Source organism: Acidobacteriota bacterium, from assembly GCA_020845575.1.
GTDB lineage: Bacteria > Acidobacteriota > Vicinamibacteria > Vicinamibacterales > Vicinamibacteraceae > Luteitalea.
Map to the genome: position 1 here is coordinate 34,658 of JADLFL010000046.1, position 15,342 is coordinate 49,999.

14 protein-coding genes are annotated in these 15,342 nt (G+C 68.2%); 2 read left to right on the top strand and 12 right to left on the bottom strand.

All coding sequences use genetic code 11. The features are described from left to right. Positions 1-40: 40 nt before the first annotated feature. Both IT182_13785 and IT182_13790 read right to left on the bottom strand, forming a co-directional pair. Positions 41-1,498, bottom strand: a complete 1,458-nt coding sequence (locus IT182_13785) for a Gfo/Idh/MocA family oxidoreductase (GenBank protein ID MCC6164416.1) — start codon at positions 1,496-1,498, stop codon at positions 41-43. Positions 1,499-1,521: 23 nt separating this feature from the next. After that, on the bottom strand, positions 1,522-2,121 hold the full coding sequence (locus tag IT182_13790) for a DUF4126 domain-containing protein (protein ID MCC6164417.1): 600 nt from the start codon (positions 2,119-2,121) through the stop codon (positions 1,522-1,524). Between the two features lie 13 nt (positions 2,122-2,134). Here IT182_13790 and IT182_13795 point away from each other — a divergent pair, with 13 nt between their 5' ends. Beyond that, positions 2,135-3,424 carry an MFS transporter gene (locus tag IT182_13795; GenBank protein MCC6164418.1) on the top strand — a complete coding sequence of 430 codons (1,290 nt, stop codon included), beginning with the start codon at positions 2,135-2,137 and terminating at the stop codon, positions 3,422-3,424. A 733-nt stretch (positions 3,425-4,157) separates the two neighbouring features. On the opposite strand, the gene IT182_13800 is transcribed toward IT182_13795, so the two are convergent. The 9 genes from IT182_13800 to IT182_13840 form a co-directional block, all read right to left on the bottom strand. Next, positions 4,158-4,403 (bottom strand): hypothetical protein, encoded by a 246-nt coding sequence (locus tag IT182_13800; GenBank protein MCC6164419.1) that lies wholly within the window; start codon positions 4,401-4,403, stop codon positions 4,158-4,160. A gap of 60 nt (positions 4,404-4,463) precedes the next feature. Next, on the bottom strand, positions 4,464-4,742 hold the full coding sequence (locus IT182_13805; protein MCC6164420.1) for a hypothetical protein: 279 nt from the start codon (positions 4,740-4,742) through the stop codon (positions 4,464-4,466). Next, positions 4,739-6,073 carry an amino acid permease gene (locus IT182_13810; GenBank protein MCC6164421.1) on the bottom strand — a complete coding sequence of 445 codons (1,335 nt, stop codon included), beginning with the start codon at positions 6,071-6,073 and terminating at the stop codon, positions 4,739-4,741. The genes IT182_13805 and IT182_13810 overlap by 4 nt, the downstream gene beginning before the upstream one ends. A 1-nt stretch (position 6,074) precedes the next feature. After that, positions 6,075-9,035: a TonB-dependent receptor gene (locus IT182_13815; protein MCC6164422.1), complete on the bottom strand. Its 2,961-nt coding sequence runs from the start codon at positions 9,033-9,035 to the stop codon at positions 6,075-6,077. 199 nt (positions 9,036-9,234) lie between these two features. Then, complete coding sequence (locus tag IT182_13820; protein ID MCC6164423.1) at positions 9,235-10,179, bottom strand: DUF4097 family beta strand repeat protein; 945 nt, start codon at positions 10,177-10,179, stop codon at positions 9,235-9,237. A gap of 107 nt (positions 10,180-10,286) precedes the next feature. Continuing rightward, positions 10,287-10,589, bottom strand: coding sequence for a type II toxin-antitoxin system RelE/ParE family toxin (locus IT182_13825; protein MCC6164424.1), 303 nt, complete (start codon positions 10,587-10,589; stop codon positions 10,287-10,289). Then, on the bottom strand, positions 10,579-10,836 hold the full coding sequence (locus IT182_13830; GenBank protein MCC6164425.1) for a type II toxin-antitoxin system Phd/YefM family antitoxin: 258 nt from the start codon (positions 10,834-10,836) through the stop codon (positions 10,579-10,581). The genes IT182_13825 and IT182_13830 overlap by 11 nt, the downstream gene beginning before the upstream one ends. A 116-nt stretch (positions 10,837-10,952) precedes the next feature. Further along, positions 10,953-13,064 (bottom strand): PQQ-dependent dehydrogenase, methanol/ethanol family, encoded by a 2,112-nt coding sequence (locus IT182_13835; GenBank protein MCC6164426.1) that lies wholly within the window; start codon positions 13,062-13,064, stop codon positions 10,953-10,955. Positions 13,065-13,102: 38 nt separating this feature from the next. Then, positions 13,103-14,398 (bottom strand): amidohydrolase family protein, encoded by a 1,296-nt coding sequence (locus tag IT182_13840; GenBank protein ID MCC6164427.1) that lies wholly within the window; start codon positions 14,396-14,398, stop codon positions 13,103-13,105. On the opposite strand from IT182_13840, the gene IT182_13845 reads away from it, so the two are divergent. Beyond that, positions 14,382-14,705: a hypothetical protein gene (locus IT182_13845; GenBank protein ID MCC6164428.1), complete on the top strand. Its 324-nt coding sequence runs from the start codon at positions 14,382-14,384 to the stop codon at positions 14,703-14,705. The two genes, IT182_13840 and IT182_13845, sit on opposite strands and share 17 nt — an antisense overlap. On the opposite strand, the gene IT182_13850 is transcribed toward IT182_13845, so the two are convergent. After that, positions 14,684-15,118, bottom strand: coding sequence for a CBS domain-containing protein (locus IT182_13850; GenBank protein ID MCC6164429.1), 435 nt, complete (start codon positions 15,116-15,118; stop codon positions 14,684-14,686). The genes IT182_13845 and IT182_13850 overlap by 22 nt on opposite strands. Positions 15,119-15,342: the final 224 nt, after the last annotated feature.

Below are 15,342 nucleotides of genomic sequence, written 5' to 3' on the forward strand. Positions count from 1 at the left end.
CACGTCGTAGCCGTCCGGTTGCCCGTTGCCGGTTGCCGGTCTAGATCTCCCTCGGCAGAATTCCCTCCCACCCGGCGCGGAAGCGCGGGCGGCGGATGAAGGGGGCGGCTTCGGGGGCGTTGGTGGCGCGCATGGTGCGCCAGTCCCATTCAATCTTCCTGCCCGTTCGATACGCGACGTTGCCGAGGTGATTGGCTTCCGTGGTCCACGCGGCGTACTGGAAGTTGGAGCCGGGCACCGGTCCCTTGCCCTTGGCGTGGTCGACCCACTCCACCCAGTGCCCCGGTGAGCGCGGCAGCGTCTCCGGCGGTGGCGTGACGCTCGCGAAACGGTCTTCGGGCAGGAGCGTCCCGTTGCCGAGGAGCATGCCCTTCTCGCCGATGAACACGCAGGAGCGCGCGCCCCACGCCTCCACCCAGCCGGGCGGCTTGCTGTCGCCCTGGTGCCATACCAGCGTGAGCGCGGGCTGATCGCCGACGGCGGCGTACTCGTACGTGGCCTTCAGCGTCGCCGGTGCGAGTTCCTTGTGCGGCACGGGAACGTTCGGCGACTCGGCGTGGACCGACACGGGCGCGAGATACCGCCCTGCCTGCCCATCCTGTCGCCACAAATCGAGCACCGTGTACGGCACGTCGTTGTCGTGCGATCCGAGATCGCTCATCGTGCCGTTGCCGACGTCCCACCAGCGATACCAGCGCGGGCCCGGGAAATACGTGGCGTGATACGGGCGCTCCGGCGCGGGTCCGAGCCACAGGTCGTAGTGCAGGTGCGCCGGTACCGGCATCGTCTCCGTGAAGCGATCGACGATCTGGATGCCGTTGTAGAAGCCGTGCGGCTTGTCGAACTTCTCGGCAGACGCCGCGTCCTGCAGCCCCCATGCGCGGCTCGCCCACACATGCACTTCGCGCACCTTGCCGATCGCGCCGGTGTCGAGAATCTCCTTGATGCGACGACGTTGCGGTGACGCGTGTCCCTGGTTGCCCATCTGCGTCGACAGGTGCGGATACTTGCGCGCCGTCTCGCGGACGAGCCGCGTCTCCCAGATGTTGTAGGCGAGCGGCTTCTCGCAGTAGACGTGCTTGCCGTGCGTGAGCGCGAGGTACGTGGCGAACACGTGCGTGTGCTCCGCCGTGGCCACGACGACCGCGTCGAATGCCTTCGGGTTCTCGAAGACCTTGCGCAGGTCCGTGAACTTCGCGGCCTTCGGATACCGCACGCCAGCCGAATCGAGCGACTCCTGGTTGATGTCGCAGAGCGCGACGATGTTCTCGTCGGGATGCCTGTCGAGCGGCCCGCTGCCGTCCGTGCGCTTGGGCGGCGCTTCCGGGTTGATCGTCAATTCGTTGAGGCTCGCGCCGCCACGCCCGCCCGCACCGATGACGGCGATGTCGAGCTTGCCGTTCAGGTTCTGCCCGCGCAACAGCTCCGGCGCGTGCGCCAGTACCGTGCCGGCCGCCACCGCGCGCCCCACGAACTCGCGGCGCGTGACACGTCGCACACCAGACCAGACCGTCGTTTTCTTCACGTCGTTCCTCCAGAGGGGCGCACGGCGCGCGCCATGAACGCGAGCGCGCGGCGGGCCAGCCAGAACACGATCACCGTCAGGATCAGCAGGCACACGATCGGGATCACGATCGCGGCAATCGCGACGCCCACCGCGCCGGCCGTCTCGCCCGTGGCGACAACGGGATTGGCGAATCCGACTGTCGCCACGCCTGCCTTGGCGCGCACGACGGCGCTGCTCGCCTTCGTGAGGCCGGCCATGCCTCCGCCACCGATGATCGCGACGGGCCAGAGGATCGCGGGCGGGATGTCCGCCATCACCGCGGCGCTGGCGACGATGCCTGCGACCACGGCGGCGGGACTCGCGAGCAGGTCGAGCGCGTGGTCGACGCCGGGCACGTAGTACGCGATCACTTCGGCCACGCTCGCCGTCGCCATCGTGATGAGCGCCGGCGTGCTCGACAGCCATTCGAACCCGTGCGAGAGCGGCAGCACGTCCAAGCGCGCGGCAAGTCCGGCCACGAGCAGCGGCGCGAACACACGGAACCCCGTCGCGGCGGCAAGACCGATCCCGATGGCGACGGCGACCAGCGACTCGAGAGACACGGGGATGGGCATGGGCGTGGTGTCGATGGTAGTACGTTTCACCTATTGCGCGACGGTCAGACGCTCGGCCATCATCCCGCCTCTGTCGACGCGTCCCCCATATCTCGCCTGCGCCCTCGTCGGACTCGGTGGACTGTTCTCCGGGGTCACGGGTCCCCTGCTGTCGACATTCGTGCCGATCCTGGTGCGCGACGCGGTGGGCGACCACCGCTCGCTCATCGGCGCAATCATGGCCATCGACAACGTGCTGCTGCTCCTGCTCGTGCCGCTGGCCGGCGCGCTGTCGGATCGCGCACGCGCGAGTGGAGGCAGTCGGCTCCCGTTGATCGTCGCGGGATTGGTCCTCGCCGCGATCGGCATGGCGCTCATGCCGGCGTCGGTGTCGTTCGGCGTCGGCGGCCTCGTGGCGACGATGGTGATGCTCTACGCGGGGATCAACCTGGAACGATCGCCGGCGCAGGTACTGGTGGCCGACATGGTGCCATCGCGCTACCGGTCACTGGCGTCCGGCTCGGTCACCTTCCAGATGTGCCTTGGTGCGATCGTCTTCCTGATGCTCGGTCGCGCGCTGGGCATGCGCGTCGCGTTCACGGTCGCGGCCGTCACCGTGCTGCTCATCGCCGTGGCATTCGCCGCTGGCCTGCGCACGCCGAGTGACTCGCCCGCGGATCCCGACGAGAGCGCGGCGTCGCTCGTCGCGACGCTCGTGGCCGCGGTACGCGGCACGCTACCGGGCATTCGCGCCGTGTTCCTCGCGTCGCTGCTGTTGCAGATGACGTTCCAGACGTTCTCGACGTGGTTCGCCCTGCACGGTACCGAGCGCTTCGGCGTGCGTCCCGAAGACGTGACCGTGGCATTCATCGCCTGGGCGATCGGCGGCGTACTCGGCGCGCTGCCGGCCGGCGCGATCGGCGTCGGGTTCGGGCGCCGGACCGCGATGCTGGTCGGGTTCGGCCTGATGGCGGCAAGCCTCCTCGCGCTCGACCGCGTCCCGTCACTGAACGCAGCGGCGCCGCTGCTCTGCCTGGCATCCGCCGCGTGGACGCTCCCGGCGGTCAACGCGTACCCGCTCTTCGTCGAACCGATCCCACCACAGCAGCGCGGGATGGTGTCGTCTGTGTTCCTGCTGTCGATGGCCTTCGGCGGCGCAATCGGCGATCCCCTCAACGGCGCCATCTTCGACGCCGCCGGCAGCTACCGCCCGCTCTTCATGTCGATGGCCGTCTACACCGCACTCGCATTCATGGCCATGCTGAAGGTCCCACGGGGAGCGGGGGAGGCGGTCGAAGTCCAAAGGGAAGTGGTCAAAGGATAAGGACAGTCACAAAGGAGGAAGCCACAAGTCACAAAGGGCACAGCACAAAGGCCGACCAGTCGCCGTTCGTCTTGGCGCTTCGTGACTCGATGCAGCCGTTCCCTTCGGGCTGACGGACGAAGGCCGGCGACGACGTCATGCCCAGGAAGCGGGCCTCGGCCTGAACGTCGGCGCTGAGATGGACACTCCCGTGATCGTGGCGCAGCGCCAGGCCGGTCGCGGTGGCGGGGGCGAGGCCGCCGAAGTGGTCGCGGACACCTTGGCGGAGCGGCTCGAGCGCTTCGAAGCGATCGCCGTGCGTGGCGGCGTGGATCCCGACGCACTCGCGGTGCAGTGGTCGATCGCGGCGAAGATCGTGGCGGCGCCCTCGACGAGCGTGACGGCCGGTCGTGGGGTGGGCGTGTCGCGCACGCCGCGCGTAGAGCGTCGACCGGGACAGGTCCCACTCCCGTACGACGCGCGCGATCCCGTAGGGCCGGCGCGTGGAGGGCGACGACTCACGCTCTCCAGGTCGGCACCGCGCAACAGCTCGAGCACCACCGACACCTTCCGTCGCGCCGACCACCGCCCGGTGCCACCGCGGCTCGGCGAGGCTGAGGCCTCGCCTGGTTCTTGTCTGGACATACCCCTTTCTCCTTGCTCCAAAGGGCTGTCCAATCATTTCGTGCGGCGCGGGATTGGCGCTTCGTGCCTTACCCTTGTGACTTTTCTCCTTTTTCGCTGTCCTTATCCGTTATCCATTGGACTTTGGACTTTCCTCACGCCCTACACCGAGTGCGTCGGCCACCCTGTTTATGTAGTTGAACCAGGACGCGATCAGCGTGATTTGCAGGATGCCGCGATCGTCGAAGCCGACGGCGCGCAGCCTGTCGTGGAACGCGGGCGAGATGCGCGTTGCGTCCTTCGTGATCTGCTCGACGTACTCGAGCATCACGCGATCCTGATCCGGCAGCGGTACCTGACGGAAGTCCGTCTTCAACGTCTCGACGAATGCCTCGTCCAGCGTGACCCTACGCAGAAACTCTGCGTGAGATTCCAGTCAATACTGGCACCTGTTGGTCGCCGACACGACGGTGGTGATCATCTCGTGCTGGCGCCGCGTGAGCGGCAGGTCGGGCGACATCAGCGCACCGAAGGCCGAGAACCCGTGGAAGAGCGCGTCGGGAATCAGCGAGTGCGACGCCACGATGCCGTCCGTCTGCGCGTGGTGCGGATGCGTCGGCTCGGCGTACTCGATCGGATAGAGCGTGTGCTGCGCCTCGCGCGCGCGCATCAGCGTTTCGTCGCTGTCGAACGGAACCACCTTGATCCAGGTCATGGGAACGACTCCTCCTCACGCGACACCGGCGATCGCGCCTGAATGATACGGTAGACGGGCAGCGCCGCCAGCACCGTCACGGCACCGAGCAGGGCCAGCAGCGGGTTGCTCGCGCCGACGAGCACCAGCAGCACGCTCACCAGCAGCAGGAAGACGATGGCCGGCCACGGATGCATCGGCACGACGATCGACGGATCGCGGCGTCGCAGGACGAACACACCCACCACCGTCGCGGCGATGAACGCCACCACGATGAAGACGAAGAACGCGACGATCGACTCGAACGTGCCGATCGCCACGAGCAGCGAGGCCAGGATCGCCTGCGTCGCGATCGCGCGCGCCGGCGTCCCCCATCGCGGGTGGATGGCGGCCACGGCACCCGGCAGCACGCCGTCGCGCGCCATCGCCGTGTAGATCCGCGGCGCGATCATCTGCATCGCGCCAAGGCTGCCGAAGACGCAGACGATGACGATGGCCGCAACGACGGTGCCGCCGCCAGGTCCGAGCGTCGCCTCGCCAACCTGGGCGATGAACGCCTGCCCTTCCACGACCTCGCCTATCGGCACGACGGCAATGAACGACATTGTCGCCGCGACATAGGTGAGCGTCACGATGGCGAGCCCGATGAGGAGCGCTCGCGGCAGCGTCCACGACGGATCGCGCACTTCGCCGGCGATCCTCGTGACTTCCCACCATCCGCCGAACGAGAAGAACGCGGCGACGAACGAACCGGCGGCCGCGCCGACGAGCGGCGGTGCGCCGGGGTGTCGTGCGACGAACGGCACGAAGCGATTCCAGTCGGCAGCCGGACTGCTGAACGCGGCGACGGTCAGTGCCGCGACGAGCACGACCTTGAGTACGGCGATGGCGGTCAGCAGTCGCACGCCGAGCGTGACGCCGGCGATGTGGACGGCGGCGAACGTCGCGATCGCACCAATGGCCACCAGACGCATGCCCACATCGCCCATCGGGATGACGTACGCGACGTAGCCTGCCAGCCCGGCCGCCAATGCCGCCGTGATGCCCGGGTCCATCAACAACAGGCACATCCAGCCATACAGGAACGCGATCCGCAGGCCGTACGCCTCGCGCAGGTAGACGTAGCCGCCGCCGGCCTGCGGATAGCGCGATGCGAGCGCGCCGTAGCACAGCGCGCCGCACATCGCCATGGCCCCCATCACGCCCCACACAACCAGGACGCCGAGCGGCGACGCGATGCTGCGGATGATCGATCCCGGCGTGAGGAAGATGCCGACAGCGATGACCTGGCCGACGACAAGCGCGACCGCCGCCCACAACCGCAGCGGCCGCGCCGAGACAGACTCGGTCATCTCAGAACGTGGCGCGCACGGCGAACTGGAACGCGCGCGGCCCGCCCGATCCGAACACGCCGCCCGCTGTCGAGATCGCCTCACCGAAACCCGAGGAGCGCATGTAGCCCGCCGACGTCGGATCGCCGCTGTCGCGCACGAGCACGTTGGCGTACCCCGAGTAGTTCTTCACGCTCGAGCCGAGCACGTTGGTCACGTTGAAGACGTTGAAGACCTCGACGATGGGTTCGACGCGCACGCGACCGCCGCCGATCGCGAACGGACGCGACACGCGCAGGTCCACCGACGCGAACCCGTCGCTGAATCGTGCATCGTCTCGCACGTACGGCAGCAACTGGCCGTCGACGCCGCCCGCGGCGTTGAGGGTGGCCAGCGCCGCGTTGAGGTCTGCGCCGGTCTTGAACAGCCGGCCACCGGCGTTGCGCTGGAATGCCGGCACGCGCGACTGCCCGTCGGGCATGAGGATGTCCATCGGCACGCCTGACGCCAGCGTCATGATTGGCGCGACTCGCACGCCGGCCGGTGCCTCCATCCACGCCGCCAGCGCGAAGCGGTGGCGCTGATCATTCGGCGTCGGCCCGTACTCGCGGCGCAGGTCGTTGGGGTCGAGCGGCCCGTTGGCGAACGGGATCTGATCGTCGTTGGCGTAGTTGAACGCCTTGGCGAACGTGTACGACGCGCGGAAGCCGAGGCGCGCGCTGCGGCGTTCGGCGCTCACGAGCAGGGCGTCGTAGCGCGTGCCGACGCTCGACTCGAGGTTGACGACACGATCGGGCCCGCCGACGACGGGATTGAAGACCTCGCCGATGTCGCGCCCGATGATGAAATGCGATCCCGCGGCGTGGATGCCGTCGACGCGCAGCACCGTGTTCCACGGGAGCTCGCGCTGGAACCCGAGGTTGAACTGCTGCACGCTCGGGTTCTGCATCGCGTTGTCGATGATGTTGATGCCCGACGCGCCGGCGCCCGGCAGGATGAAGCCCGTGAACGGGTTCGCCGTCGACGGGGCGAACGGCGGGAACCGTCCCGTCATCGGGTCGAGGAAGAACACGTTGCCCGCGCGCACTTCGATGGGCAGCGCACGCCCGTCGAGACCGCGCTCGAGCGACTGGATCTGCAGCGTGATGCGGTCGTAGTAAATCCCGTAGCCGCCGTGGACGCTCATGCGGCCGCCGTCGGGCGCCCAGTTGAAGCCCACGCGCGGCGACCAGTTGTTCATGTCGCGCTTCCGCGTGCCCTTCAGGAAGGGTGCGACGATCGGATTGATGTTCCCGACGCGGCTGATGTTCTTCACGTCGGTATCGAACTCGTAACGAAGGCCGACGTTGAGCGTCAGGTCCGGCCTGACGCGCCAGTCGTCCTGCACGAAGAACGCCACGTGATGGTTGTCGGCATCGGGCAGCTTCAGGCCGCGGTCGGGAAAGGCGCTGCGCAGCGTGACCGCGAACAGCAGATCGCCATCGTCCACGCGACCGTCGCCGTTGGCGTCGTAGCTCGGGAAGTCTTCGACGAGTTCGATACGCCCGTCGAGGAACACGTCGAGGTCGAACAGCGCGTCGACGCGCTGCCATTCGCCGCCCACGCGCAGGCCGTGCGCACCACGCGTCCAGGACAGGGTGTTGGCCAACTGGAAGCGCTTCTGCGTCGTGCCCTGCGGCACGCGGAACGAGGAACCGTCGAGCATGCTCGGGAACGTGTACTGCGGCCCGCGCGCGACGGGCACGATCGTGTTGTCGAACGTGCTGAACGACGTCGTGAGTGCGTTGACGATCGACGGGCTCACGATGCGCGTCCACGTGCCGACGACCGACTGATACGCATTCCTGCTGCGCTGGCGATACGACGCCGAGCCGATCGCGCGATCGAGCGTGCTCGCGCCCGTGTCTTCCGCACGCTCGCCGGCGTAGCGCACGCTGAGCGAGTCCTCGGAGCCGAATCGCACGTCGATGCGGCCGGAGCCCAGGAGATCGTCGAGCGGCGCCGGAGCGAACGACCTCCGGATGGTCCGCGCTGCGACGTCGCGCTCACCCACCAGCACCGCGCCGTTCTGGTTGCGATACTCCGCGGCGACGAACCAGAACGCCCGTCCGGGTGCGAGCGGACCGCCGAGCGCTCCCGCGATCTGCTGGCGGTCGAACGGCAGCGACTCGCCGCTCGATCTGTCGTACGTGGCGGGCAGCGCCTGCCACGCGCTGTCGCGCGCGAAGAACGAGAGTGACCCGCGCAGGCTGTCCGTTCCAGAACGGGTCACCACGTTGATCGATGAGGATGCCGATCGACCGAGCTCCGCGGTGAACCGCTGCGTGGCGATCTGGAACTCCTGCACCGCCTCCTGCGTGACGTTCTGCAGCGGACCACCCACCACGTCGTCGTTGTTGTCGGCGCCGTCGATCGTGATGTTGCCGCCCCGACCGAGCTGACCGGCCGACGAGATGACCACGGTGTTGGACTTGGTGGGATCGAAGTTCGGTGCGGGCGTGTTGCCCGGTACGAGCAGCGCCAGTTCGAGGAAGTTGCGACCGTTGAGCGGCAGGACGTCGATGGCCGCCGACGGGATCACGGCGTCGACGACCGAGCGCGTGGTGTCGACGGCCGCGGCACCGGCGGTGACCGTGAGCGACTCGTCGATGCCCGCCACGCTCATGTCGATGTCGACAACGAGCGTCTGCCCTACTTCGAGGAGGAGTCCGCGCCGTGCGACGTCGGTCAATCCCGGTGCAGACACGGCCACGTCGACAATCGCCGGCGGGAGATTGGCGATGAGGAAGCTCCCGTCGGCCGACGTCGGCACTTCGCGCGTCGCGCCTGTTGCCGGCGCGGTCACGGTCACGCGTGCTCCGGCGATCGGCGCGGACTGCGCATCCTGCACACGACCACGGATCGTCGACGTCACCTGCGCCTGCGCCGTCGTCGACAGCACGCCCAGCATCATCCCCACCATCCACACACACGCGTATCGCATTCGTTTCACCCCTCGAGCGGCCAGTCACCCGCCGCCAGCACGAGACAAACGCATAGCGTGGCGTGTGCGCGCGCGCACGCCCACACTCGGTTCGGACTATCTCGGGCCATGCGTTTGGACTATGACGGACGTCAGCAGGGCCGAACGGGACGGGCGACCTGTCCACCGCAGCCAGGAGGGCGACGGTGGAAGTCCGGCCCTACTCCCGTTCGATGTCGATCGCGGCGCTGCGCGAGACCAGGCGGACGGTGGGGCCGCCTGTCCCGACGTCGGCGGTCAACTGGCCGCGCGCGGAACCGGCGCGATCGATGTCATCGGCGTGAATCGAACCCGATCGACTGCGCGCGTCGATGTGCATCGGTGCCGTCGGCGGTACGCGGACCGTGATGCGGCCCGACTGCGTCTCCACGTGCCACGGGTCCGACGGCGTACCTGCCACGGCCACGGCGCCGCTGCCCGAGCGCACCGTCAGCGATCGGCCGGCACCCGTCACGTCGATGGCGCTCGATCGCGTCTCCACATCGACCGACGCACCGCCGATCAACCCCACATCGACGCTCCCGCTGCCCGACCGCACACGCACGTCGGTACCGGCGTCGACGATGTCGATCGCGCTGCTCGACGTGGTGACCGAGACAGGTCCTCGCGCGCGATCGACGCGCACGGCGCCGGAGCCTGACGTGACGGTGAGCGCTCCCACGTCAGACGCGGTGATGCGGCCCGACCTCGTCGACAGCCTCGTCGCACCATCGACATCGTCAAGCGCGATGGCCCCCGATCGCGTCACTACATCCACGCGCATCGTCTCGGGTACGCGGACGACATAACTGACGGTGACGGCACGTCGCGCCTCCGCACTTGCCGGGGTCGTGAGCGTGACTGTTCGCGCGTCGGCAGTGATCGGCGGCGCAGCCGCCACCTGCTGCGCCAGTGCGACAGCGTTCGCCGGGACACCGAACCCGACCCTGACGGTGACCGTCCCCGCGATCGCGATGGCCCCGTCGGTACCACGCTGCACAGTTACTGCCCCGCGGTCCGTCTGCACCACGAGTATTGCGTCAGGCGCGACGGGCACGGTCCTGTCGAACGGGAACCGCTGGGCGATAGCCTCCTGCGGCGCCGCCACCAACAGCGGCAGAACCAAGAGGAGCGTCCGGCAAGCGATCGAAGGCAGGCAGTTGATCATGAAGGCTCCAGAAATGCCGCGATGCCGCGACGCCGAATGAGTACCACAGCGACATGGCATCACCGTCAAGGCCGATAGACCTCTCGACGGTGGCGAATCCGGATGACCAGGACGACTACCGTGGTGTCCTCGATGGTGTAGAGGATGCGCCAGTCGCCCTCGCGAACACGCCAGGTATCGGGTTCGGTTCGAGCGCCCTTCAGCGTCACGCAGCCCGGCGGTCGAGGGTCGCCGGCGAGCGCTCGAAGGGCCTCGGCCATGCGCGTCTGGACCGGCGGATCCAGTCTGTCGAAGTCACGCGCAGCGGGCTTGCTGATGTCGACCCGGTACCGCCGCCTGGCAGAAGACGGGGCTCGCTCAGAGCCCACGTTCCGCCAGGAACTCCGCCAGCGGCTTGGTCCCGCCCTTCGTCTTGATCGCCTTCAGCGCACGACGCGCGGCGCGGACGTCACTGGCGTCTTCGAGCTGCTGCAAGAGCGCAAGCGTCTCGACCGGCACGAGCGCGGCAGCCGGCGTGCCGTTGGCAGTCAGGACGATGGACTCTCCGCGATAGCGAACGCGATCCACGACGGCCCCAAGGACCTTGCGCGCGTCGGCCAATGCAACAGTCGTCATAGTTTACACATTGTACACTTTGACCTACGCAATGACAACTGGACGATGAAGACTCCGCGAGGCATTCCCGGCATCGCGACATCTCTCCGCATCCATCATTCGTCATTCATCATTGGTCATTGCTCGACGCCCCTGTGTCGCCCCAGGTACTGCACGATCTGCTCGCGCTGTTCGGGGGTGCCGGCCATGCCGCGGCTCACCATGGTGGCCACGGTTTCGCGCCAGCCGTCGACGGGCTGCCTGACGCGTGTGACGACGGTCGGCAGGTGGCAGCCCGAGCAGAGTTGCTGCACGAGTGCGCGCGCGGGTTCGTCGGGCAGGCCGACACGGTCGAACTCCGCTCGCAGCGCTTCGACGGTATTGAGGCCGGACGGATCCTGGGGAGGCGGGATCGGCTCCATCGACGGCATGGGTGCCTTCGCGTCGACGGCAAACGTGTACAGGCGCCCCGGTGCCTGCGCACCGCTGCGGCCCGTGGCCACCGCGACGTACTGCACGCCGCCGAGCGTGTACGTGATCGGATTGGCGAAACCGGGGGCGAGCGCGACGGACCACAGCGCACGTCCCGTGTCGGCCGCATACGCGCTGAACGTTCCGTCGTTCGATCCGTGGAACAGCAGGTTGCCCGCTGTCGCCAGCGTGCCACCAGTGATGCCAGGTCGATCGAAGGTGAGGCGCCACCGCTCCTTCTGCGTGACGGGATCCCAGGCCACCAGGAACGCCCCCTGCTGCTGGCCACCACCCGCACCGACGATCTGCGGGCCACGCGGGGCAGTCGGCCGTGGCGGGGCCATGGGCTGCGGCGCCGGAGCTGCCGCCCCACCCGGATGGGTCGCCGCGTCGGCAGGCGCCGGCCTGTTGCGCGGCCGACCCGTGTTCATGCGGCCCACCTGGTGCTGGAAGTCCGGATCCCACGCGTACGTGCCCGTGGTGTGCTGTCCCGGGATGTACGCCAGGCCAGCGCCGGGATGGAACGCCATCGCGTGCCAGCTGTGCGCGCCGTCCGAGCCAGGCGACAACCGCTGCCCCGTCGTCCCGTAAGCTGCTTCTGACGTCTCGATGGGACGTCCAGTCACGGGATCGACGCCGGTGGCCCACGTGACGGAGGTGAAGGGCTGCGCCGAGATGAACGCGCCCGTCGCGCGATCGATCACGTAGAAGAAGCCGTTCTTCGGCGCCTGCATCAGCACCTTGCGCGCGCGTCCGTCGAGGCGCAGGTCGGCCAGCACGATCGGCTGCGTGCTCGCGTAGTCCCAGTTGTCGGCCGGCGTCGTCTGGTAGTGCCACACGTACTCGCCCGTGTCAGGGCGCAACGCGAGGATCGAACAGAGATAGAGGTTGTCGCCGCCGCCGGGGCTGCGCAGTTCGCGCGACCACGGCGAGCCGTTGCCCGTGCCGACGTAGAGCAGATCGAGCTCGGGGTCGTACGCCATGCCGTCCCACGGCGTGCCGCCACCGCCGTACGTCCACCACGCGCCGCTCCACGTCTCGGCAGCTCGCGCCATCGCGGCATTCTCGAAGCCGAGACTGGGATCGCCGGGAACGGTCCAGAAGCGCCACACCTGCTGGCCCGTCTGCGCGTCGTACGCCGCGACGAACCCGCGCACGCCGAACTCCGCTCCGCTGATGCCGGTGATCACCTTCCCCTTGATGACGCGCGGGGCGCTCGTGATGCTGTAGTCGTCGGCCCTGCTGGCCACCTGCGTGCTCCACACCGTACGGCCCGTTCGCGCGTCGATCGCGACGAGGCGGCTGTCGAGCGTGCCGACGTAGACCTTGCCGTCGTGGTACGCCACGCCGCGATTCACCGGGCCGCAACAGAGGCTCGGTCCGAGTCTGGTGCGCAACCCGCGCGGGTCCGTCGTGAACGTCGGATGGGGGATCTGCGGATCCCAGCGCCACTTCACCTTGCCCGTACGCGCATCGATCGCGACAACCACGCTCCACGGTCCCGTCGTGTAGATCGTGCCCTCGACGATGAGCGGCGTGCCCTGAAGCTGGCCGGGAAAGGCATCGAACTCGGCCGACCAGGCCAGGCCGAGCCGCGCCACGTTCGCCGTAGTGATCTGCGCCAGCGGACTGTAGTGCGTCTCGGCAGCGTCGAGGCCGTACATCGGCCACGCCGCATCCGTTGCGCTCGCGGGGCCGCGGGCAGCCGCCTGATCGCGATCGGCGGTGCCGACACGCAGGGCTGTCGCGCCGGCGATCACGCCGGCAAGCAGTACCATCACACCGATGCGCCGCGAGCGGCCGCGTACGCCGCGGCTCACCGGGCCTCGCCCGTCGATGCGGCAGCAGGGGCCGATGCGGAGGCCATGCGCAAACCACGAGCGGCGAACTGCTTCTCGATCGACGTCCGCATCGCCGGCAGGTGGCGCAGCGCGTTGCCGTAATAGATCTTCCGCAGCACGGCGTCAGGCAGTCCGAGTCCGGAGACGTGCCAGCGCCCATGCCCGGGCGATCCGCTCGGTGTGCGCACTTGCGCGGGATGCGGGAAGTACTCGTCGAGTGTCTCGAGTATCCGCCAGTGTGGCCGCCAGAACTCGTCGGCCCCGCGAGACTGGCTGCCATCGGTACCGAACAGCACGCGGTCCTGGTACTTGATCAGGAACTCGCGCCAGAAGCGCGGCGCGCGGCCGAGATCCTGGAACGTCGCGGAGAGCTCGATGTCGGCGTTGGGATACGTGTCGAGGAACGTCGCGAGCTTCTCGGGGTCGTAGTACAGCATCGCCATGTGCGCGTTCACGAAGCGCGTCTTCGGGTGCTTGCGATGCATGTGTTCGCGCGCCTGCTCGATCACGAGATGCGACGGCCCGCCGTCCTGGAGGTTGCCCGACGAGTCGCCGCCGCGCCACAGACCGGCTTCGTACCGTTCGTTCTTCGGGGAGATAGGATAGAAGCGGCCGATCGAGTCGCTCGTGTGGATCATCACCGGCCTGTCGTACTTCGCGGCCATCGCCCAGATCGGGTCAAGCCGTGGATCGTCGGCCTGGATGTACGAGCCGTCGGGGTTCTTCGCGCCCTGACCGAGCTGCTTGAAGACCTTCATGCCTTGCGCGCCAGTCTTGAACGCGCGCTCCATCTCCGCGGCGAACCGCCCGGACCAGCCGGGGGCGTTGATGCCATCGAGATTGAGCGTGATGAAGTTCGCCACGCGATCGCGATACGGCTGTCCGGCGGCGAGCACCTCGTCGAGTTGCGTGCCCGTGCCGCCGTTCAGGTTCACGATGACGCCCAGCCCGATGTCGTCCATGAGCGCCACGACCTCGTCGTAAGCGGCCTTCGACGTGAGGCCGCGCGCGTGCACGTGGAAGTCGACGGCGGGATACTTCGCGCGCCACACGTTGGTGCGCGGCAGGCGCAGCAGCGTGTAGGGCATCGGCGGCGGCTCTTCGGCGCTGGGCGTCCAGCCCGCCGGCGGCGCCACCTGCTCCATCGTCGGCAGCGGCGGCGTCCACAGATCGCCTTCCTTCACGTCCGCAGGCGCGCGAGGTTCGACAACGATCCGTGGCGCGACGCTCGTCGGCGCCTGCGCGTGCAGTGACGTGGACGTGCTGCGCATGGTCGCGAGCGCGCAGCAGACACCGACAACTGCCGCGCACGGCAGCCAGGGACGCGTGGACTGGATCACGAGCAGCTCCCGGGGAGGCGGTACACCCGCGCGCATTCTGGCACAACGCGGAATGACGAATACCAATCCGAGCCGGCAACCGGCAATGGGCAACCGGCAACCGGATCGTTGGGCTCAATCATCCCGCCATTCGGCGTTCGACATTCCCATCATTCCCGACATTGCTGCCAGCCACGCCGTCGCGCCGGTTGCCGATTGCCCGTTGCCGGCCCTTCCTTACCCCGCGCTCATGATGTAGGACTGCAGCGTACTGATCGTCGACTGCTGGACGTCGACGACGGCGCGGACGATGTCGCCGATCGAGATGATGCCGACCAGACGCCCGTTGTCGACGACGGGGAGGTGCCTGATGCGCTTGTCGGTCATCAGCGCCATGCAGTCGTCGCAGGTCTTGTCGGAGTCGACGGTGACGAGGTGGCTCGTCATCACCTCACGCACGGCCGTGTCGCTCGACGACTTGCCGTGCAGCACCATCTTCCGCGCGTAGTCACGTTCGGAGAGAATGCCCACGAGATCGACGCCGGACGTGACGAGGACCGCGCCGATGTCCCGCTCGGCCATCAGGCGAAGCGCGTCGAGTACGGTGTCGTCGGGACTCACCGTGTGTACGGCGGTCCTGCCGGCAAGGATGTGGCGAACGAGGATGGTCATGGCCCCTCCTGCGCAGACGGTGTAGTGTGCAGGCGACCTTACGCCCGTGTGCGCCTCGGGTCAAGCGCAGGGGCAGAATGGTCGGACGCAAGAGCAAGGGACGGTCGGGTCCGGAGGGCCGTGGGAACGGTCGGGCTCGGAGAGCCGACCCTGCCAGGCAACCGATCTGGTTCGGAACTGAAGGCCGAAGGCCGATAGCCGATGGCCGTATCGATAACAGAACA